General features: G+C 62.1%; 17 protein-coding genes. 14 read left to right on the top strand and 3 right to left on the bottom strand.

From position 1 onward, the window contains the following. The 10 genes from mraY to JAB1_RS00785 all read left to right on the top strand — a co-directional run bounded on the left by mraY (window position 1) and on the right by JAB1_RS00785 (window position 11674). Complete coding sequence (mraY, locus tag JAB1_RS00830; protein WP_070278142.1) at window positions 1–1176, top strand: phospho-N-acetylmuramoyl-pentapeptide-transferase; 1176 nt, start codon at window positions 1–3, stop codon at window positions 1174–1176. After that, the gene (gene murD / locus JAB1_RS00825) at window positions 1176–2732 is read left to right on the top strand and encodes a UDP-N-acetylmuramoyl-L-alanine--D-glutamate ligase (protein WP_070278139.1); all 1557 of its coding nucleotides are present in this window, start codon (window positions 1176–1178) and stop codon (window positions 2730–2732) included. Before mraY ends, murD begins: the two co-directional genes overlap by 1 nt. Next, complete coding sequence (gene ftsW / locus JAB1_RS00820) at window positions 2732–3943, top strand: putative lipid II flippase FtsW (protein ID WP_034784970.1); 1212 nt, start codon at window positions 2732–2734, stop codon at window positions 3941–3943. The genes murD and ftsW overlap by 1 nt, the downstream gene beginning before the upstream one ends. Further along, the gene (murG, locus tag JAB1_RS00815; RefSeq protein WP_071653277.1) at window positions 3940–5034 is read left to right on the top strand and encodes an undecaprenyldiphospho-muramoylpentapeptide beta-N-acetylglucosaminyltransferase; all 1095 of its coding nucleotides are present in this window, start codon (window positions 3940–3942) and stop codon (window positions 5032–5034) included. The genes ftsW and murG overlap by 4 nt, the downstream gene beginning before the upstream one ends. Window positions 5035–5044: 10 nt before the next feature. Next, window positions 5045–6448 carry a UDP-N-acetylmuramate--L-alanine ligase gene (gene murC, locus JAB1_RS00810; RefSeq protein WP_034784971.1) on the top strand — a complete coding sequence of 468 codons (1404 nt, stop codon included), beginning with the start codon at window positions 5045–5047 and terminating at the stop codon, window positions 6446–6448. 1 nt (window position 6449) lies between these two features. Continuing rightward, on the top strand, window positions 6450–7418 hold the full coding sequence (locus tag JAB1_RS00805; protein ID WP_070278137.1) for a D-alanine--D-alanine ligase: 969 nt from the start codon (window positions 6450–6452) through the stop codon (window positions 7416–7418). 1 nt (window position 7419) lies between these two features. After that, window positions 7420–8232, top strand: a complete 813-nt coding sequence (locus tag JAB1_RS00800) for a cell division protein FtsQ/DivIB (RefSeq protein ID WP_034784973.1) — start codon at window positions 7420–7422, stop codon at window positions 8230–8232. Between the two features lie 42 nt (window positions 8233–8274). Beyond that, entirely contained in the window at window positions 8275–9507 is a 1233-nt protein-coding gene (gene ftsA, locus JAB1_RS00795; protein ID WP_010394955.1) for a cell division protein FtsA, read from the top strand. 154 nt (window positions 9508–9661) lie between these two features. Further along, the gene (ftsZ, locus tag JAB1_RS00790) at window positions 9662–10870 is read left to right on the top strand and encodes a cell division protein FtsZ (RefSeq protein ID WP_034784974.1); all 1209 of its coding nucleotides are present in this window, start codon (window positions 9662–9664) and stop codon (window positions 10868–10870) included. A gap of 297 nt (window positions 10871–11167) precedes the next feature. After that, window positions 11168–11674: a peroxiredoxin gene (locus JAB1_RS00785; RefSeq protein ID WP_034784976.1), complete on the top strand. Its 507-nt coding sequence runs from the start codon at window positions 11168–11170 to the stop codon at window positions 11672–11674. Window positions 11675–11722: 48 nt separating this feature from the next. Here JAB1_RS00785 and JAB1_RS00780 read toward each other — a convergent pair whose 3' ends face one another. Further along, window positions 11723–12490 (bottom strand): class I SAM-dependent methyltransferase, encoded by a 768-nt coding sequence (locus JAB1_RS00780; protein ID WP_070278134.1) that lies wholly within the window; start codon window positions 12488–12490, stop codon window positions 11723–11725. A gap of 104 nt (window positions 12491–12594) precedes the next feature. On the opposite strand from JAB1_RS00780, the gene JAB1_RS00775 reads away from it, so the two are divergent. From JAB1_RS00775 to lpxC, 3 genes are all read left to right on the top strand, one after another. Further along, window positions 12595–13368 (top strand): helix-turn-helix transcriptional regulator, encoded by a 774-nt coding sequence (locus JAB1_RS00775; protein WP_070278132.1) that lies wholly within the window; start codon window positions 12595–12597, stop codon window positions 13366–13368. A gap of 160 nt (window positions 13369–13528) precedes the next feature. Beyond that, complete coding sequence (locus tag JAB1_RS00770; RefSeq protein WP_070258932.1) at window positions 13529–14371, top strand: DMT family transporter; 843 nt, start codon at window positions 13529–13531, stop codon at window positions 14369–14371. Between the two features lie 75 nt (window positions 14372–14446). Beyond that, the gene (lpxC, locus tag JAB1_RS00765) at window positions 14447–15382 is read left to right on the top strand and encodes a UDP-3-O-acyl-N-acetylglucosamine deacetylase (RefSeq protein ID WP_070258868.1); all 936 of its coding nucleotides are present in this window, start codon (window positions 14447–14449) and stop codon (window positions 15380–15382) included. Between the two features lie 127 nt (window positions 15383–15509). On the opposite strand, the gene JAB1_RS00760 is transcribed toward lpxC, so the two are convergent. Continuing rightward, a complete protein-coding gene (locus JAB1_RS00760; protein WP_070278129.1) occupies window positions 15510–16022 on the bottom strand; it encodes a DciA family protein in 513 nt (170 codons plus the stop codon). 279 nt (window positions 16023–16301) lie between these two features. On the opposite strand from JAB1_RS00760, the gene secA reads away from it, so the two are divergent. Next, entirely contained in the window at window positions 16302–19070 is a 2769-nt protein-coding gene (gene secA / locus JAB1_RS00755; protein WP_070278127.1) for a preprotein translocase subunit SecA, read from the top strand. A 78-nt stretch (window positions 19071–19148) separates the two neighbouring features. Here the strand turns inward: secA and JAB1_RS29095 are convergent, their stop codons facing one another. Continuing rightward, window positions 19149–20513 (bottom strand): alpha/beta hydrolase, encoded by a 1365-nt coding sequence (locus JAB1_RS29095; RefSeq protein ID WP_083299508.1) that lies wholly within the window; start codon window positions 20511–20513, stop codon window positions 19149–19151. Between the last annotated feature and the right edge of the window lie 101 nt (window positions 20514–20614).

Raw genomic sequence — 20614 nt, 5'->3', positions numbered from 1 at the left:
ATGCTGCTCTGGCTCGCTCATTATTTCCAGGACGACATTGGCCCACTGCGGGTCTTTAACTTCATCACGTTCCGCGCCGTCTTCGCCACCCTGACGGCGATTTTGATCGGCCTGTGCGCCGGTCCCGCCGTGATCCGCATGCTTACGCGCATGAAGGTCGGCCAGGCCGTGCGTACGGACGGCCCGCAAACGCACCTGAAAAAACACGGCACCCCCACCATGGGCGGTGTGCTGATCCTCATCGCCATCGGCATTTCCACCTTGCTGTGGGCTGACCTGTCGAACCGCTTCATCTGGCCCGTGCTGATCGTCACCTTGGGCTTTGGCGCAGTCGGCTGGGCCGACGACTACCGCAAGGTGGTGCACCAGGATCCGGAAGGCATGCGCTCGCGCGAGAAATACTTCTGGCAATCGCTGATCGGCATCGCCGCCGCGTTTTACCTGGCGTTTTCCGTCTCCATCTCCGAGCCCAATGCTGGCCAGGTATGGAATCTGATCTACGCCTGGGTGCAATCGGGCTTCGCCATGGACTTGCCGCCGAAGGCCGACCTGATCGTCCCGTTCTTCAAGACCATCAGCTATCCGCTGGGCGTATGGGGCTTTATCGCGCTGACCTATTGCGTCATCGTCGGCACCAGCAACGCCGTCAATTTCACCGATGGCCTTGACGGCCTGGCCATCATGCCCACCGTGATGGTGGGCACGGCCCTGGGCCTGTTCGCCTACCTGACGGGTAACGCCACATATGCGCGCTACCTGTTCATCCCGCACATCCCGGGCGCCGGCGAACTGGTGATCTTCTGCGGCGCGCTGGCCGGTTCCGGCCTGGCCTTCCTCTGGTATAACACGCATCCCGCGAAAGTGTTCATGGGCGACGTGGGCGCGCTGGCACTGGGCGGTGCGCTGGGCACCATCGCCGTCATCGTGCGCCAGGAAATCGTCCTGTTCATCATGGGCGGCATCTTTGTCGTCGAAACGCTGTCCGTGATCATCCAGGTCGTCTGGTTCAAGTACACCAAGAAGCGCTATGGCACGGGCCGTCGCGTCTTCCTGATGGCGCCGTTGCATCACCATTTTGAACAAAAAGGCTGGAAGGAGACGCAGGTTGTCGTGCGTTTCTGGATCATCACCATGATGCTGGTGCTGCTCGGCCTGACCACCTTGAAGCTGCGCTGATGATATACGACGCTAAAACCGCACTGGTACTGGGCCTCGGCGAGTCGGGGCTGGCCATGGCCCTGTGGCTGGCCCGCAGCGGTGCTTGCGTGCGCGTGGCCGATACGCGCCAGGCGCCCGAGCGCCTGGCAGCGTTGCAGGCCGCCGTGCCGCAGGCGCAGTTCATCGCCGGCGCCTTCACGGCCGAATTGCTCGATGGCGTCGATTTCGTCGCCGTCAGCCCTGGCCTGGCGCCGGGCCGCGAGCTGGCGCAGATTTCGCCTGCCGCACTTGAGAAAAATATCCCCGTGTGGGGCGAGATCGAACTGTTCGCGCAGGCCCTGGCCGCGCTCAAGGCGGAACGCGGCTATGCGCCGAAAGTCATCGCCATCACGGGCACGAATGGCAAGACGACCGTCACCAGCCTGGTAGGTTTGCTGTGCGAACGCGCGGGCCTGGCCACGCGCGTGGCTGGCAATATCAGTCCCGCTGCGCTGGACGTGCTGCGCGAAGTGCTCGATGCGGAGCCTGCGCCGCAGCCTGTGGATGCGGAAGCTGAAGTGGCGGAACCCGTCGCCAGCACCTTGCCGCAGGCGTGGATCCTGGAATTGTCCAGCTTCCAGCTGCACACGACGTTCAGCCTGCAAGCCGACGCGGCCACGGTCCTGAATCTGTCGCAGGATCACCTGGACTGGCATGGCGACATGGCTGCCTATGCTGCCGACAAGGCGCGCATCTTCGGCGAGCAGACCGTGCGCATATTGAACCGCGACGACGCGGCGGTGATGCACATGGCCGACCCGCTGACCGAAACGATCACCTTCGGCACGGGTGAACCCGTGGAAGTGGACAGCTTTGGCCTGGTGAATGAACGGGGCATCTTCTGGCTGGCGCAAGCCGTGCCCAGCGAAGAAGTGGTCGAGAAAAAACGCAGGAAGAATGATCCGGCGCCGGAACCGGTGCCGACGATGGCGAAAAAGCTGATGCCGGCCGACGCGCTGAAAATCCGCGGCCAGCACAATGCCTCGAATGCGCTGGCGGCGCTGGCCCTATGCCGCGCCATCGGCTTGCCATTCGCGCCGCTGCTGCATGGCTTGCGCGAATACCAGGGCGAACCGCACCGCGTGGAACTGATCACGGCCGTCAATGAAGTCGAGTACTACGACGACAGCAAGGGCACGAATGTGGGTGCGACGGTAGCCGCCCTGTTCGGCCTGGGCAAGGCGTTTGGCGGCGCGGAACAGCGCCTGGTGCTGATCGCCGGCGGCGACGGCAAGGGGCAGGATTTCTCGCCGCTGGCCGAACCCGTGTCGCGCTATGTACGCGCCGTGGTGCTGATCGGCCGCGATGCGCCTGCCTTGCGCGCGGCCCTCGAACCGGCCGGCGTGGACATCATCGATTGCGCCACCTTGCCGGAAGCCGTCAAGCGCGCCAGCGGCCTGGCGCTGGCCGGCGATGCCGTGCTGTTGTCGCCTGCGTGCGCCAGCCTGGACATGTTCAAGAATTATGCGCATCGCGCGCAGGTGTTTGTCGGCGCCGTGCGCGACATCGCCCTGGAAAACGGACAGGATATCTGATGGCCTTCCAACTGCCCTTCAGCTTTGGTTCCGGCTCGGCTGCCAAGCCGCTGGATAGCCGCGCGCGGCAGTCGAAGATGATGGACTATGACAAGCCGCTGGTGTGGGTCGTCCTGCTGCTCATGTTGCTGGGCATGGTGATGGTGTATTCGGCGTCGATCTCGCTGTCGGATGCGCGCAAGTTCGCCGCCTACACGAACAATTATTTTGTCGTGCGCCAGGCGCTGTTCATCGGTATTTCGATCGTCGTTGGCGCGCTGGTATTTCGCATCCCCGTCGCCACCTGGCAAAAGATGGCGCCGTGGTTGTTCATCGGCACCCTGGTGCTGCTGGTGATGGTCTTGATACCGGGCCTGGGCGTGTCGGTCAATGGCGGCCGCCGCTGGCTGAACCTGCCGGGCCTGCGGCCGCAGCCGTCCGAGCTGATGAAGGTGGTGATGGTGCTGTACGCGGCCGATTACACGGTGCGCAAGCAGGAGTACATGCACAAGCTGACCAAGGGCTTCATGCCGATGGCGCTGGCTGTCAGCTTCGTCGGCTTGCTGCTGCTGATGGAGCCCGATCTTGGCGCCTTCGGCGTGATCGTCTGCATTGCCATGGGCATCCTGTTTTTGGGCGGCGTGAACGCCATCTGGTTCGGCGGCATCGGCGCCATGCTGACGGCGATCTTCGTCACCATCATCGCCTTGTCGAAATTCCGCCGCGAGCGGTTTTTTGCGTATCTCGATCCGTGGCAGGAAGACAATGCGCTGAACAAGGCTTACCAGCTGACGCATTCGCTGATCGCCTTCGGACGCGGTGAACTGTTTGGCGTGGGACTGGGCGGCAGCGTGGAAAAACTGCATTATCTGCCCGAAGCGCATACGGACTTTTTGCTGGCCGTGATCGGCGAGGAGCTGGGCCTGGTGGGCGTGCTGATCGTGATCGGCATGTTCTACTGGATTATCAAGCGGGCATTTGACATCGGCCGCCAGGCGATCGCCATCGACCAGACCTTTGCCGGCCTGACGGCTAAAGGCATCGCCATCTGGATCGGCGTGCAGACCTTCATCAACATGGGCGTGAACCTGGGCCTGCTGCCGACCAAGGGCCTGACCTTGCCCTTGATGAGTTATGGCGGCACGGGCGTACTGATTAACTGTATCGGCCTGGCGATTTTGCTGCGCATCGATTATGAAAACCGGATCCTGATGCGGGGAGGCCGGCTATGAACAGCGTGACGAACTTGAAAACGACGAAAAGACTGATGATCATGGCGGCCGGCACCGGCGGCCATATTTTCCCGGGCCTGGCGATTGCGCAGACCATGCGCGCGCGTGGCTGGGAAGTGAGCTGGCTGGGCACGACCCACGGCATGGAGCAGGAACTGGTGCCGAAAAGCGGCATTCCCATGGATGCCATCGCGTTCTCCGGCATGCGCGGCAAAGGCCTGGCGCACACGGTCAAAGGCGGCTTCAAGATGCTGGCCAGCTTTTTTGCCATCCGCCGTTTCATCGCCAGCCGCAAGCCGGACGTGGTGATGGGCATGGGCGGCTACGTCACCGTGCCGGGCGGCCTGATGGCGCGCCTGAAGGGCGTGCCGCTGGTGCTGGTCAATGCCGACGCGGCGCTGCTGCTGTCGAACAAGACCCTGGTGCCGCTGGCGCAGCAGGTGTGCTTCGGCTTTCCCGCCGATTTCGGCAGCGCCGCCGGCAAGGCCGTCGTCACCGGCAATCCCGTGCGCGCCGAGATCCTCGCCATGGCGCCGCCAGCCACGCGTTTCGCGGGCCGCAGCGGACCGTTGCGCATCCTCGTGGTGGGCGGCAGCCTGGGCGCGAAAGCGCTGAACGACAATCTGCCCGCCGCGCTGGCGCTGATGCCGGAGGGCGAACGCCCGCTGGTGACGCACCAGTCGGGCAAGAAGAATATCGACGCCCTGCATGCCGCATATGCGCAGGCGGGCGTGCAAGCCAATGTGGTCGACTTCATCGACGACATGGCCAGGGCATATACCGAGGCCGATCTGGTGATTTGCCGTGCGGGCGCCATCACCCTGTCGGAATTGACGGCGGCCGGCGTGGCCAGCGTGCTCGTGCCGCTGGTGGCGTCGACCACCAGCCATCAGCGCGACAACGCGCAATGGATGGCAAAACAAGGCGCGGCGATTCATCTGCCGCAGACGGAAATGAGTGCGGCGTCGCTGAGCACCCTGCTGGCATCGCTGAGCCGCGATACCTGCCAGCATATGGCGCAAGCGGCACTGGCAGCAGGCAAGCGCGACGCCAATGAGGCGATCGCACACGTATTGGAAAAACTGGCATGAGGTTAGCTCTGTGAAGCATAAAGTAAACAATATCCACTTTGTCGGCATTGGCGGCAGCGGCATGAGCGGCATCGCCGAAGTGCTGGTCAACCTCGGCTACAAGGTGTCGGGCTCCGACCTGGGCAGCAATGCGGCGACGCAGCGCCTGGCGAGCCTGGGCGCGACCGTCATGCTGGGCCACGCGGCCGAGAACATCGGCGACGCCGATGCGGTGGTGACGTCGGGCGCCGTCCCGCAAGACAATCCGGAAGTGGCGGCCGCGCGCGCGCGCAAGATTCCGCTGGTGCCGCGCGCCGTGATGCTCGGTGAATTGATGCGCCTGAAGCGCGGTATCGCCATCGCCGGCACGCACGGCAAGACGACGACCACCAGCCTGGTCGCTTCCGTGCTGGCGCAGGGCGGCCTCGATCCGACGTTCGTCATCGGCGGCCGCCTGACCAGCGCCGGCGCGAACGCCAAGCTGGGCTCGGGCGACTACCTGGTAGCCGAAGCCGATGAATCGGATGCCTCGTTCCTGAACCTGACGCCGATGATCGAAGTGATCACGAATATCGATGCCGATCACATGGACACCTACGAGCACGATTTTGAAAAGCTCAAGCAGGCGTTCGTGCAGTTCACGCACCGCTTGCCTTTCTATGGCCGCGCCATGCTGTGCATCGACGATCCGCACGTGCGCGCCATCATCCCGTCCGTCACCAAGCCCGTCACCACCTACGGTTTCGCGGAAGACGCGCAAGTGCGCGCCATCAACGCGCGCGCCGTGGGCCTGGAAATGCATTTCACCGTGCTGCAGGAAGGCTATCCGGACCTCGACGTGGTGCTGAACCAGCCCGGCATGCACAATGTGCAGAATGCCTGCTCGGCGATTGCCATCGCGCGCGAAATCGGCATCGCCGACAGCGCCACGCAGCAAGGCCTGGCCGAGTTTTCCGGCGTGGGCCGGCGCTTCACGCGTTACGGCGACGTGGCGCTGCCGAACGGCGGCACTTTTGCGCTGGTCGACGATTTTGGCCACCATCCGGTGGAAACGGAAGTGACCCTGGCCGCCGCGCGCGCCGCCTATCCTGGCCGCCGCCTGGTGCTGGCGTTCCAGCCGCACCGCTACAGCCGCACGCGCGATCTGTTCGAGGATTTCGTGAAAGTGCTGGGCGCGCCCGACGTGCTGCTGCTGTCCGAAGTGTATGCGGCGGGCGAAGCGCCCATCGTCGCCGCCGACGGCCGCGCACTGGCGCATGCGCTGCGCGCGCGCGGCAAGATCGAACCGATTTTCGTCGAATCCATGAAAGACATGGCCGACACCATCATGAGCGTGGCGCGCGACGGCGACGTCGTGCTGACCATGGGTGCCGGCTCGATCAGCGGCATCCCGCAACAACTGACAACGTATCCATCCAACACTGTAAAGGCCTGATGTGAACCAAGCTTCAGCTATCGACGTAAAACAATTGGGCAAGGTCGGCGTCCTGTTCGGCGGCAGCTCGGCCGAGCGCGAAGTGTCGCTGATGTCCGGCACGGGCGTGCTGGCCGCTTTGACAAGCCGCGGCGTGGACGCGCACGCGTTCGACACGGGCGAACGCAGCCTGGCCGAACTGGCCGCTGAACAATTCGACCGTGTCTTCATCGCGCTGCACGGCCGCTTCGGCGAAGACGGCAGTCTGCAGGGCGCGCTGGAGCAGCTGGGCATTCCCTACACGGGCAGCGGCGTGATGGCCTGCGCGGTGGGCATGGACAAGGTTTACACCAAGATGATCTGGCTGATGCACCAGCTGCCAACGCCAAAGTACGCGGTGCTCGATGACAGCTCCGACCTGGCCAAGGTCGCCGCCGAACTGGGCTTGCCGCTGATCGTCAAGCCGCCGCATGAAGGTTCGAGCATCGGCATCACGACGGTCAACCAAGCATCGGCTTTCCAGGCGGCCTACGACATCGCCGCCGGCCTCGATGATTCGGTGCTGGCCGAGGAGTTCATCAAGGGCCGCGAGTTCACCGTCGCGATCCTGGGCAAGGGCGCCACTGCGCGCGCGCTGCCGCCGATCGAGATCGTCGCGCCGCAAGGCAATTACGATTACCAGAACAAGTACTTCACGGACGATACGCAGTACTTCTGCCCGCCGCAGCTGGACCCGGCGATCGTGACGGAGATGGAGCGCATCGCCGTGGCAGCCTACCGCGCCCTCGGCTGCGAAGGCTGGGGACGTGTGGACGTGCTGATGCGCGCGGCCGACAGCAAGCTGTTTTTGCTGGAAGTGAATACCTCTCCCGGCATGACGGGCCACTCGCTCGTGCCGATGGCGGCGCGCGCGGTGGGCATCAGCTATGAAGACCTGTGCCTGGAAATCGTCGCTGGTGCGCGTCTGAAAATGCACAAGGGACAGCGCTGATATGTGGCATGACGCTAAAAGCCTCAATACGACTGCCAACGGCTTGCTGGCCGCGGTTCTGGTCGTGTGCGTGGCCGCCGGCGTCTGGTGGGTGTCGCAGCGTCCCATGTTCGACCTGCGCACGATCAAGGTGGAAAGCGCGGACGACAAAGGCCTGCGCCACGTGAATTACCTGACCCTGCGCAGCGGCACTTTGGGCCGCATCAAGGGCAATTTCTTCACGACCAACCTGGAAAGCGTGCGCGGCGTGTTCGAATCGGTGCCCTGGGTACGCCGTGCCAGCGTGCGGCGCGAGTGGCCGAACCAGCTGATCGTGGCGCTGGAAGAACACGAAGCGCTGGGCACCTGGGGCGAGGATGGACGCCTGCTGTCGGTCAAGGGCGACGTGTTTACGGCGAATGTGGCCGAAGCCGAAGACGACCATGAGTTGCCTGCGTTTGCCGGCCCCGATGGCAGCGAAAAGGAAGTACTGGCTACCTACGTGCAGCTGGCAAAGTGGTTTGCGCCGCTGAAGATGGTGCCGGAAACCCTGTCGCTGTCGAGCCGCTATGCGTGGACGGTGAAACTGGATAACGGCATGAGCGTGGCACTGGGACGCGAACAGAATCACACGACGCTGAAGGCGCGGGTCGACCGGCTGGTGGGCATTTACCCGCAGTTGGCGAGCCGGCTGGAAAATATCGACACGATCGATATGCGCTACCAGAATGGCCTGGCGCTCAGTTCCGCCGGCCTGGTGATACCGGCCGAAGGCAAGGATGGAAAGCCAGTCATGAAGAAGAAAAACAGCAGTCCGATTAAAAAACCGACGTAACCCAATAATTTTAATTTATAGCCCATACAGTAGGCGACAGAAATGACAAAAGACGCGAAAAACCTGATCGTCGGCCTCGACATCGGCACCTCGAAAGTGGTGGCGGTGGTAGCCGAAGTGATGTCCGACGGGCGCCACGAAGTGATCGGGCTGGGCCAGCACGAATCGAAGGGCCTGAAAAAAGGCGTGGTGGTCAATATCGAGGCCACGGTGGAGTCCATCCAGCGCGCGCTGGAAGAGGCCGAGCTGATGGCCGACTGCAAGATCCGCAATGTGTACGCGGGCATTGCGGGCAGCCATATCCGCAGCTTCAATTCCAGCGGCATGGTGGCCATCAAGGACAAGGAAGTGACGGCGACCGACGTGGCGCGCGTCATCGAGACGGCAAAAGCGGTTAACATTCCGACCGATCAGCAATTGCTGCACACGGTGCCGCAAGAGTTCATCGTCGACAGCCAGGAAGATGTGCGCGAGCCTATCGGCATGAGCGGCATCCGCCTGGAGGTGAAGGTGCATATCGTCACCGGCGCCGTGTCGGCGGTGCAGAACATCGTCAAGTGCGTGCGCCGCTGCGGCCTGGAAGTGTCGGACCTGATCCTGCAGCCGATGGCGTCCGCCGATGCGGTGCTTACGCCCGACGAGAAGGAACTGGGCGTGGTACTGATCGACATCGGTGGCGGCACGACCGATGTGGCGGTATTTTCCGATGGCGCGATCCGCCATACGGCAGTCATCCCCATCGCCGGCGACCAGATCACCAACGACATCGCCATGGCCTTGCGCACCCCGACCGCGGAAGCGGAAGAAATCAAGATCCGCTATGGCGTGGCCAAGCAGGTCCTGGCCGACCCCGGCGAATCGCTGGAAGTGCCTGGCCTGGGAGACCGCGGCCCGCGCAACCTGTCGCGCCAGGCGCTGGCGGCAGTGATCGAGCCGCGCGTCGAGGAGCTGTTCGCCATGGTGCACCAGGTGGTGCGCGAATCCGGTTATGAAGGCGTGCTGTCGTCGGGCATCGTGCTCACGGGCGGCACCTCCATCATGCCCGGCATGGTGGAAATGGCGGAGGATATTTTCCTGAAACCGGCGCGTCTGGGCACGCCCGAGTATCGGGGACAGCTGGCCGACGTGGTGCGCAGTCCGCGCTATGCCACGGTTTTGGGCCTGCTGCTGGAAGCGAAGAAGCAATACCTGCGCGGCCACATCGTGACGCGTCAGGACGGCTCGGTGAAGGCAGTCTGGCAGCGCATGAAGGAATGGTTTTTAGGGAATTTTTAAGGGCATGATTTTCGCCCGGCAGGACAGGTTTTTTGGCAGCATCGCAGGTACACACACATAACTTTATTTTATATTTAACCGCAGTTTTCAATCTCCAGTTCTCCTACCAATATGAGGCCTGGCGCTTGGAAACCGCATCTGATAGGAGCACATCATGGAGTTCGATATGGTCGATAACACAGCTTTAGGTACCGTCATCAAGGTCGTCGGCGTCGGCGGTGCGGGTGGCAATGCAGTCCAACACATGATCAACAAAGGCATGTCGGGCGTGGAGTTCATTGCCGCCAACACCGACGCACAGGCCCTGTCGACATCGAAGGCCCACAACATCATCCAGATCGGCGATACCGGTCTGGGCGCCGGCATGAAGCCTGCCGTCGGCCGCCAGCTGGCGGAAGAATCGCGCGCGCGCATCGCCGATTCGCTGCGCGGCGCGCACATGGTCTTCATCGCTGCCGGCATGGGCGGCGGTACGGGCACGGGCGCCGCTCCTATCGTGGCCGAAGTGGCCAAGGAACTGGGCGCGCTGACGGTGGCCGTGGTCTCCAAGCCATTCTCGTACGAAGGCCAGAAGTGCATGGACATCGCCGACGAAGGCCTGGAGCAGCTGTCCCTGCACGTCGATTCGCTGATCATCATCCTGAACGAAAAGCTGGAAGAGATCTACGAAGATGAAAGCATGCTGGAATGGATGCAGCACGCCGATGATGTGCTCAACAACGCGGTGGCTGGTATTGCCGAGATCATCAACGTACCTGGCCATATCAACGTCGACTTCAACGACGTGAAAACCATCATGGGCGAGCAGGGCAAGGCCATGATGGGCACGGCGACGGCTTCCGGCGTCGACCGCGCGCGCATCGCCGCCGAACAGGCTGTCGCTTCGCCGCTGTTGGATGGCATCGACCTGTCCGGCGCGCGCGGCGTGCTGGTCAACGTCACGGCCAGCCGTGGCTTGAAAGGTAAAGAGATCAAGGAAGTCATGGCTGCCGTGCGCGCGTTTGCCGCGCCGGACGCGTCGATCGCGCAAGGTATCGCCTACGACGACGCCATGGGCGACGACATCCGCGTTACCGTGGTGGCCACGGGCCTGGGCCGTGCCAAGAAAAACATCCAGCTGGTACCGCAGCAAGTGCTGCGCACCGGCACCCACAACAGCCCGCTGACCCCGTCGGCTGCCATGGGTAGCGCGCAAGCGGCGACGACGACGGTTGGCGTGGCTACGCCGGCTGCTGGTTTCGACGGCATGAAGGCGCCGGCGGTATGGCGTCGCGAATCGGCTTCCGAGCAAGTACGCGCGATGGAAAAGAATGGCATGGAGACGTATGACATTCCTGCCTTCCTGCGCAAACAGGCCGACTAATCACAGTGAAAAAAGCCCATGGCGGCGTTGCATAGCCTTGCCCTGCGCATTTTTCATGTGATTAGGTGACCGGAGGTGATCTGATGTCAGCAAACATGACGGCGGCCTGAGGGTCGCCGTTTTTTTTGCCGGTTTTTGACTTTTGACTTTGCCTTTCCGGCCATTTTCTGCACAAATACGGCAAGTCAGGCATACTATCGCGCTGAGCCAGCATCATGCTAGCCGAACCAGAATACACGCGTTTTCCGCCCGGCCGGGCGGCGAGCGTTTTCCACCGACAGCACACAAGGAGTCAACATGACCATCAAGATCGGCGACACCCTGCCAGAAGGCACCCTGGCCGAATTCATCGAAAGCGAAACCGAAGGTTGCGCACTGGGCCCGAACACGTTCAACGTGCAAGACCTGGTCAAGGGCAAGAAGATCGCTATCTTCGGCCTGCCAGGCGCGTACACCCCGACCTGCTCCGCACAGCACGTGCCAGGCTACGTCAAGCACGCTGCCGACCTGAAAGCCAAGGGCGTCGATGAAATCTGGTGCATCTCCGTCAACGACGCGTTCGTGATGGGTGCCTGGGGCCGTGACCAGAAAGCCACCGGCGTGGTGCGCATGATGGCTGACGGCAATGCCGCCTACAGCAAGGCCCTGGGCCTGGACGCCGATTTTTCCAAGCATGGCATGGGTACGCGCTCGCAGCGCTACTCGCTGCTGGTCGACAATGGCGTCGTGACGCAATTGAACATCGAGCAGGGCGGCAAGTTTGAAGTGTCGAATGCCGAGACGCTGCTGGGCCAGCTGGCTTAAGCGCTTCCTGTTCGCATGAAAACGGCGCCATCGGCGCCGTTTTTACATTTACTGTACTGAGGGTTTCGTCGCCTCGAACATGGCCGCATCGATGCTGAACGAATAATCGTCCTGCAGCGCGAAATACCGGCGCGCTTCCTCGGGCGCGCCATCGAACAGGTTGCGGATGGCCGCCACTCTTTCGATCGGCGTGCGCATGCGCGCCACCCACTCGTCGAACTGCATCGTCAGTTTCCACACGCTGCGCAAGCTGTGCGTAAAGCCCGCGTTATCGAACTTGGCGCCCCATTCGCAGGTGCGGTAGTCGCGCACGTGCGAAGCGTCGCGCAGCATTTCCACCGCCTGCAGCGTGCTGTCGTACAGGGCCGTTTTCGGCGCGACGATGTCGACCACTAATAAGGTGCCGTTCGGGCGCAGCACGCGCCACGCTTCGGCCAGGGCTCCCGCCACATCGTTCCAGTGATGCGCGGAAAAGCGCGTGACGACCATGTCGAAGCTGGCGTCGGCAAACGGCAGGCGGGCCACATCGCCCTGCTGCGTGCTGACGTTGTGCAAGCCGCGCTGCGCCCTGGCGTGGTCGACCACGTCGAGCATGGGTTGCGCCAGATCATAGGCGACGACGGAAGCTGCCACGGGGGCGACGGCAAAGCTGGCATGGCCTGCGCCGCAGCCCAGGTCCAGAACGACGGGCTTGCCGTGGCGGCGCGCGCATTCCTGCATCAGCACCAGGTCGGCGCCTTGCGCATGTACGGCGCTGCTCAGGTAGGCATTCGCCGTCTTGCCAAACTGTTCGGTAACGACATCGTGCTGCTGCATGGTTTTCTCCTGTTGATGGGTGAGTTCCTGCAGAATAGGGATAAAATTATCCTGTAACAAGACCATAACTTATACTGGTATATCTACTACCATGCATCGCCGTCATGTCGAACAAACTTGCTGAATTCATCCGCGCCCGGCGCGAAGCCGTCACCCCCGCCATGGCTGGCTTGCCCGGCGGCGGGCGCCGGCGCACGCCGGGCTTGCGGCGCGAAGAGCTGGCACAGCTGTGCGATGTCAGTCCCACCTGGCTGACGTGGCTGGAGCAGGGGCGGCCCGTGTCGGCCTCGGCCAGGATGCTGGCGCGCCTGGCGCAGGTGCTGCAACTGAGCACGGCCGAGCGCGCCTATCTGTTCGAGGTGGCCGACAAGCATGACCCCAGCCACGGGACGGGCGAGGGCAGTGGTCCTGCGGCCGCCGAGCTGGCCGCCATCGTTGCCGCCATCGACGCGCCCGCGTACATCCTCGACCGCGCATGGAATGCCGTGGCGTGGAACGGGGCGGCATCCACCTTGTTTGCCGGCTGGCTGCATGACGATGCATCCGCACCGAACCAGCTGCGCTTCATGTTCCTGGACGCGGGGGCGCGCGACCTGGTCATCGGCTGGCCTGAACGGGCGCAGCGCCTGGTGGCGGAGTTCCGCGCCGATATCGGCCGGCAGGCGGACCAGGCCCCGCTGGCCGGCCTGATCGCGGAACTGGCTGACGCCAGCTTTGAATTCCGCCAATGGTGGGGCGCGCAGCAGGTGCAGGGCCGCGATGGCGGATTGCGCCAGTTCCAGCATGCGCAACAGGGACTGCTTGCGTTCAATCAGGTGACCCTGCACCTGGCGCGCCAGCATGAACTGAAACTGGTGATGCTGTTGCCTGTGTCATAAGGTAAAACGGCCGCGCTTGTTATAATCTGGCTGACCGCCTGGCCCTGCCTTTCCAGACCATGCTGTCCTGGCTCCGGCCGTCGCCATGATGACGGTCCCGCTCTTTCGCCAGGAGTCTGTCCTGATACCCCGCAATCAAAACCTGCGCAGCATCTATGTGATGCTGATCGCCGTCGCCATGTTTTCCCTGATGGACACGGCCATGAAGCTGTTGTCCGCCCATTATCCTCCCATGCAGGTGACGGCCTTGCGCGCCCTGTCGTCGTTGCCGCTCGTCTGCCTGTACCTGCTATACCGCGGCGCCTTCAAGAACGTGCTGAAGGTGCGCTGGCCGCTGCACTTGCTGCGCGGCGCCCTGGGCGTGCTGATGATCACGCTGTTCGCCTACGGCTTGAAGCGCATGTCGCTGGCCGAGACATATGCGCTGTTCTTTGTTGCCCCCTTGTTCATCACCGTCCTGTCGGTGTTTATCCTCAAGGAAAAAGTCGACTTCGCGCGCTGGTGCGCCATCGCCGTGGGCCTGCTGGGCGTGCTGGTGGCGCTGCGCCCCGACGGTTCGGGATTCTTTTCGCTGGCCGGGCTGGCCGTGCTGGGCTCGGCCGCCTGTTACGCCATTTCCGCCGTGACGGGACGCATCCTGAGCCGCACGGACGCCAGCGAAAGCATGGTCTTCTGGCTGATGGTGATGATGGCCCTCGGCGGCGTGGCCCTGTCGGCGCATGAGTGGGTGAGTATCCGCCGCGAAGACTGGTGGCTGCTGGCAGGCTTGTCACTGAGTGGCTTCCTGGGCCAGCTGGCCATCACGGAAGCATTTCGCCATGGCAAGGCGTCCAGCGTGGCGCCGTTCGAATACTCGGCCCTGGCATGGGGCATGGCCCTGGACTGGATGCTGTGGCGTGCCTTGCCCGACGAATACACCTTGATCGGCGCGGCCATCATCATCGGCAGCGGCATTTATCTGGTGCGCCGCGAAGCCGTGCATGCGGAAAGCGAACATCCGTGATGAGCCGTTGTGGTATTTCTGGCGTGGGCGATGCCGCGCCGCAACGAAAATCCGGCAAATAGATATAATCGACAGATGTTAAAACAACGCACTATCAAACAACAGGTCCGCACCATCGGTGTCGGTTTGCACTCTGGCACCAAGGTCGAGCTGATCTTGCGTCCTGCCGCGATCGATACGGGCATCGTGTTTCGCCGCATCGACCTCGATCCCATCGTCGAGTTTCCCGCCAGCGCCATGGCGGTGGGCGATACGCGCATGGCTTCCGTGCTGATCAAGGATGGCGCCAGGGTTTCCACCGTGGAACATCTGATGTCGGCGGCGGCCGGCCTGGGTGTCGACAATATGTACATCGATGTGAATGCGGAAGAAATTCCCATCATGGACGGTTCCGCCTCGTCCTTCGTCTATCTGCTGCAGCAGGCGGGCGTGGAAGAGCAGCAGGCGCCAAAGAAATTCATCAAGGTCATCAAGCCGGTGGAAGTGCGTCACGGCAAGGGCGACGCCGAGAAATGGGCGCGCTTGTCGCCGTACGACGGCTTCAAGCTCGATTTCTTCATCGAATTCAACCATCCTGCCGTCGATGGCACGATGCAGCGCGCTTCCGTGGATTTTGGCGACGTGTCGTATGTGCATGACGTGGCGCGCGCGCGCACCTTCGGTTTCATGCAGGACGTGGAAAGCTTGCGCGGCATGGGCCTGGCCCGTGGCGGTTCGCTGGAAAACGCCATCGTCATGGACGAGTACCGCATCCTCAACGCCGATGGCTTGCGCTATGAAGACGAGTTCGTGCGCCACAAGATCCTCGATGCCATCGGCGACCTGTACCTGGTGGGCCATCCCCTGCTCGCGTACTACACGGCGCACAAGTCGGGCCACGCGCTGAATAACCAGCTGCTGCTGGCGCTGCTGGAACAGCCGGAATCCTATGAAATCGTGTCGTTCGCCACGAATGAGGCGGCGCCGCAATCCTACCTGCGCCAGATGGAACGCGAGTGGTCCTTGACTTGACGGCCGTTGCTGTTTTTAAATAATTTTAGGGCTAGGGAGCACCTGAAAAATGTTCAGGGCAAGGCGCATTGCCGCAGGCAGTACGAATAGTACGGCCAGGCAATGCAACGCCGCCATGGACTTTTTCTCAGGTGTTCCCAGGTTCGCGGTGGTGGCGGACCATATTGCGCAGCGCCGCGATCAATTGCTCGTTCTGTTTCGACGCGGGCAGGGCCGTGCTCAGCTCTTCCAGGGCCGACATGGCTTTTTCCGGCAAGACCAGCGCCCGCGTATGCACGATGGGCGTGATGCTCTTGATGACTTGCACTTTCAGCTTGATGCCTGAAATCTGCCAGCCCTTTCTTTCCAGTTCCCCTTGCAGTTTCGGCAATTGCTGCTTGAGCTTGGCCGCCAGCGCCGCGTTCGGCGTGGCCAGCACGAGCTGGCCGCCCTCGAATTGCAGGATGTCGCAATGCTCGAACATGGCCGGCAAGGCCTTGGCGCAATCTTTTTGCAGGGCGGCCAGGCGCGTGACGGTGGGCATCAGGGAGGCCATCGTCGCGTTGCCGCGCAGAAAATCGGTTGCGCCCGTGACGGCCGGGCCTGAACGGGCAAAGCCGTAGCCGCGGCGCGGTGCCGGAGAATAAGTGGGAGTTCGCATGGCCGAAACATAGCACACTCGCCCGCGCATGACGAGTGCGGCGGCGGGTGCGGCGCAGGCGGGCGGGCCGTATTGCCTTACAGTATGGAAAATGTCCGCAATTTCTGCCATTTGTTTGTCATTAAGCTATTGTTATATGGCGCATTACCCCAACCATGTCGGGAACGCATGATAAAATCATCGTCTTTTGCCATAGTCGAACTCCGTGCGGTGACGCGATTACTACCTCGTTGTTCCCTACCGAGCTTTTTTTAACGGCGTTTTTTCAAGAATTCAAGCATGTCATTACTGACCCAGATTTTCGGTAGCCGCAACCAGCGGCTGCTCAAGCAATACCAAAAAACGGTACGCGAGATCAATGCGCTCGAGCCGGCCATCGAAAAGCTGTCGGATGCCGAGCTGCAAGCGAAGACGCCTGCCTTCAAGGAACGCATCGCCGCTGGCGAATCGCTCGATGCCTTGTTGCCGGAAGCATTTGCCGTCTGCCGCGAGGCCAGCAAGCGCGTCCTGCGCATGCGCCATTTCGATGTGCAGATGATCGGCGGCATGGTCTTGCATTTCGGTAAGATCGCGGAGATGGGCACGGGCGAGGGCAAGACCCTGATGGCAACCTTGCCAGCCTACCTGAATGCCTTGTCGGGCAAGGGCGTGCATATCGTCACCGTCAATGATTACCTGGCGCAGCGCGATGCCGAGACCATGGGCCGCCTGTATGCATGGCTGGGCCTGTCGACGGGCGTGAACATGTCGCAGATGGAGCACAGCGCCAAGCAACAGGCGTACAACTCCGACATCACGTATGGCACGAATAACGAATTCGGTTTCGACTTCCTGCGCGACAACATGGTCTACGAAGCGCGCGAGCGCGTGCAGCGCAGCCTGAACTTCGGCATCGTCGATGAAGTCGACTCGATCCTGATCGATGAAGCGCGTACGCCGCTGATCATTTCGGGCCAGGCCGAGAACCATACGGACCTGTATCACAAGATCAATGAAGTGCCTGCGCGCCTGACTTTGCAGATCGGCGAAGAAACGCCGGACGGCAAGGGCAAGGTTGACGTGCCGGGCGACTATACCAAGGATGAAAAAGCGCACCAGGTGCTGCTGACGGAAGCCGGCCATGAAAAGGCCGAAGGCATCCTGATGGAAATGGGCCTGCTGCCGGAAGGCGCTTCGCTGTACGATTCGGCCAACATCACCCTCGTGCACCACCTGTATGCGGCCCTGCGTGCGCATGCGCTGTACTTCAAGGATCAGCACTATGTGGTGCAGAACAATGAAGTGGTGATCGTCGATGAATTCACGGGCCGTCTGATGACGGGCCGCCGCTGGTCCGATGGCTTGCACCAGGCCGTCGAAGCGAAAGAAGGCGTCAAGATTCAGAACGAGAACCAGACCCTGGCCTCGATCACCTTCCAGAACTACTTCCGCATGTACGCCAAGCTGGCCGGCATGACCGGCACGGCCGATACCGAAGCATACGAATTCCAGGAAATCTACGGCCTGGAAACGGTCGTGATCCCGCAAAACCGTCCGCTGCAGCGCAAGGACCGCCAGGATCAGGTCTACAAATCGTCGGCGGAAAAATACAACGCGATGTTGAACGACATCCGCGACTGCTACGAGCGCGGCCAGCCCGTGCTGGTGGGCACGACCTCGATCGAGAACTCGGAACTGCTGTCGGGCATCCTGACCAAGGCCGGTTTGCCGCACAACGTGCTGAACGCGAAGCAACATGCCCGCGAAGCGGAAATCATCGCCCAGGCAGGCCGTCCAAAAGCCATCACCATCGCCACCAACATGGCCGGTCGCGGTACCGATATCGTGTTGGGCGGTAACGTCGAAAACCAGATCAAGTTCATCGAAGCCAATGCTGAACTGAGCGATGCCGACAAGGCCGCCCAGTCGCAGACCTTGCGCGATGAATGGCAATCCCTGCACGACCACGTGGTCAATGCGGGCGGCTTGCACATCATCGGCACCGAACGCCACGAATCGCGCCGCGTCGACAATCAGCTGCGTGGCCGTGCCGGCCGCCAGGGCGATCCGGGTTCGTCGCGCTTCTACCTGTCGCTCGACGACGCGCTGCTGCGCATCTTCGCCGGCGACCGCGTGCGCGCCGTGATGGACCGTTTGAAAATGCCGGAAGGCGAACCGATCGAGGCAGGCATCGTCTCGCGTTCGATCGAATCGGCCCAGCGCAAGGTTGAAGCGCGCAACTTCGACATCCGCAAGCAATTGCTGGAATACGATGACGTCGCCAACGACCAGCGCAAGGTCATCTACCAGCAGCGTAACGAGCTGCTGGAAACGACCGATATTTCCGACATGATCGCTTCCTTGCGTCACGGCGTGTTCACCGATCTGGTGCACGAGTACGTGCCGCATGAATCGGTGGAAGAGCAGTGGGATATCAAGGGCCTGGAAAACACCCTGGCGAGCGAATGGCAGCTCGACTTGCCGCTGCAGCAGATGCTGGAAGCCGATTCGACCCTGACGGACGACGAGATCCTGGAAAAAGTGCTGGCCGCGGCCGATGCCGTGTACCAGTCGAAGATCGATATCGTCGGCAAGGAATCGTTTGGCGGCTTCGAACGCAATGTCATGCTGCAAAGCGTGGACAGCCACTGGCGCGAACATCTGGCGGCGCTCGATCACCTGCGCCAGGGTATTCACCTGCGCGGTTATGCGCAGAAGAACCCGAAACAGGAATACAAGCGCGAAGCGTTTGAACTGTTTGGCCAGATGCTCGACATGATCAAGAACGACGTCACGAAACACGTGATGACGGTACGCATCCAGTCGCGCGAAGAAGTCGATGCAGCCGAACAGGCAATGCAACAGTCGCACGTGGAAAACGTGCACTACCAGCACGCTGAATTCGACCCGAACGCTGCGCCGGAAGAGCTGCTGGCGCCTGTGGCCGGCGGCAATATGGACAACGTCGACGACATGAGCGTGAGCATGGGCGTCAAGGTTGGCCGTAACGATCCATGCCCTTGCGGCAGCGGCAAGAAGTACAAAGCCTGTCATGGAAAATTGGCGTAAAGCCGGTTTGACAGCTTGAACAAGAACGGAGACCACGGTCTCCGTTTTTTTATGCCCGCAATGGCATGCCCTAAGTGTTCATGGAAAGGCCCAGTATTGCGGCGCCTGAGCTGGAATGCCTTTCAATCCGCCACGGTTCCTTGCCCGTTGCCCCGTCTTGATCATGGTGGCGATATCGGTCAGCAAGACGCGGTTGCTGGCGAAGTAGTCGTGCCCCATGAAGTTCATGATGACGGCCGAGGCATCGACGAGCTCCATGCCGGGGATGCTGACGACGGGGCCGCGGATGTCGCCTATCCTGTCCCAGTCGGCAAAATTGTAGGAAGCGCGGATGGCCTTGTCGTTCGCGGAAGCGTACAGGGTGGCGGGGAGCTTGAGGCTGGCAAAACGGGGGGCGATCTGGTCGCGGAAGACATCGGCATTGATGTCAGGCGCTGCCAGCACCACCTGCTTGAACAGGGGCAGCAGTTCGGGGCGTTTTTCCAGCAGGTTGGCCAGGGCCACGGTCATCGGGCGGTTGCCCATGCTGTGGGCGATGAGGTAGATATCGGTGGCGGACGAGTGCGCCGCGAAGTCGGCCAGGAAGGCTTGCAGGTGCGCCTGCGTCCATTCGGCCGAATTCTGGTCGAATTCATAGCCGGCCAGGGTGCCTTTCGATGGCCAACTGTAGAACACGGGCAGGGCGCCGATATCGAGGTCGACCGCCATCTGCGCCGTGCGCCGCGCGGCGTCGTCAAAGGAGTTGCTGTAGCCATGGATGTAGATGAAGGCGGCGTGCCGTTCCGGGGCGGCCTGTATCCTGGCCTTGACGGTGGCGAGAAAATCCTCGCGCGACAGGCGCGTGGCTTCCTTGATCAGCACATATTTTTGCGCATTGTCGCTGGACAGGATGGCGTACCAGGGCGGCAGCGGCAGTTCGCCCGGCGCTCTTTTTTCCGGGATGCTGACGAGGACGCTGCCGTAGCTCAGGTGGGGCGCGGCGCGGTTGGGCTGCCAGCCATAGCTGCGGCTGCTGGCCTGGTATTGCCTGTCGGTGGCGTAGTACACGGTGACGTGCACGGCGCCGGCCGGCGGTGGATCGTTGCCAGGCTTGGCCATGCCGCTACTGCCCGTGAGCATGCCGCTGCTGCCGGTCAGGTTACCCAGGTTGCCGACCAAACCGCCGATGCCTGACCATGAGCTGCTCCATGGAAAGGTTGGCGGTGGCCGTCCCACCCCGGTCGTGGGTGGAAATTCTGCGGCTGGCGGCGTTTCAGCGGCCGTCGGAGCTGTGGATGCCAGATCGGTGGCGTGGCCGATGGCATGATCGGCCGCTTCACCTGGCAGCGTACAGGCCGTCAACGAGGCCAGCAGGCAAAACAGGCAGCATAAACACCATAGACGCAACGGGCGTGCCGAGCCTGAATCGCTGCGATGCATGCGGTAGGGTTTTCCGTGCGCCATGACATCCCCTCCCCGGGCGCTTGTGCGAGACGCGTGATCGTCGGTTCTTACACCTTAGCGCCGCCAGGCGGCGGCGTTCTGATAAATCGCAAGCCTGGTCA

This window comes from Janthinobacterium sp. MP5059B (assembly GCF_001758645.1).
GTDB classification, from domain to species: Bacteria; Pseudomonadota; Gammaproteobacteria; order Burkholderiales; family Burkholderiaceae_D; genus Janthinobacterium; species Janthinobacterium lividum.
The sequence above is the reverse complement of the archived record's forward strand: the minus strand, read 5'-3'. Positions and strand labels throughout refer to the sequence as shown.

Excerpts from the sequence above, each read along its gene's own strand:
- mraY (WP_070278142.1), top strand. The coding sequence starts at position 1 with ATGCTGCTCTGGCTCGCTCATTATTTCCAGGACGACATTGGCCCACTG.
- lpxC (WP_070258868.1), top strand. The coding sequence starts at position 14,447 with ATGTTAAAACAACGCACTATCAAACAACAGGTCCGCACCATCGGTGTC.
- JAB1_RS00780 (WP_070278134.1), bottom strand. The coding sequence starts at position 12,490 with ATGCAGCAGCACGATGTCGTTACCGAACAGTTTGGCAAGACGGCGAAT.
- JAB1_RS00775 (WP_070278132.1), top strand. The coding sequence starts at position 12,595 with ATGTCGAACAAACTTGCTGAATTCATCCGCGCCCGGCGCGAAGCCGTC.
- JAB1_RS00800 (WP_034784973.1), top strand. The coding sequence starts at position 7,420 with ATGTGGCATGACGCTAAAAGCCTCAATACGACTGCCAACGGCTTGCTG.
- JAB1_RS29095 (WP_083299508.1), bottom strand. The coding sequence starts at position 20,513 with ATGGCGCACGGAAAACCCTACCGCATGCATCGCAGCGATTCAGGCTCG.
- JAB1_RS00760 (WP_070278129.1), bottom strand. The coding sequence starts at position 16,022 with ATGCGAACTCCCACTTATTCTCCGGCACCGCGCCGCGGCTACGGCTTT.
- secA (WP_070278127.1), top strand. The coding sequence starts at position 16,302 with ATGTCATTACTGACCCAGATTTTCGGTAGCCGCAACCAGCGGCTGCTC.
- ftsZ (WP_034784974.1), top strand. The coding sequence starts at position 9,662 with ATGGAGTTCGATATGGTCGATAACACAGCTTTAGGTACCGTCATCAAG.
- murG (WP_071653277.1), top strand. The coding sequence starts at position 3,940 with ATGAACAGCGTGACGAACTTGAAAACGACGAAAAGACTGATGATCATG.
- murD (WP_070278139.1), top strand. The coding sequence starts at position 1,176 with ATGATATACGACGCTAAAACCGCACTGGTACTGGGCCTCGGCGAGTCG.
- JAB1_RS00770 (WP_070258932.1), top strand. The coding sequence starts at position 13,529 with ATGCTGATCGCCGTCGCCATGTTTTCCCTGATGGACACGGCCATGAAG.
- ftsA (WP_010394955.1), top strand. The coding sequence starts at position 8,275 with ATGACAAAAGACGCGAAAAACCTGATCGTCGGCCTCGACATCGGCACC.
- JAB1_RS00785 (WP_034784976.1), top strand. The coding sequence starts at position 11,168 with ATGACCATCAAGATCGGCGACACCCTGCCAGAAGGCACCCTGGCCGAA.
- ftsW (WP_034784970.1), top strand. The coding sequence starts at position 2,732 with ATGGCCTTCCAACTGCCCTTCAGCTTTGGTTCCGGCTCGGCTGCCAAG.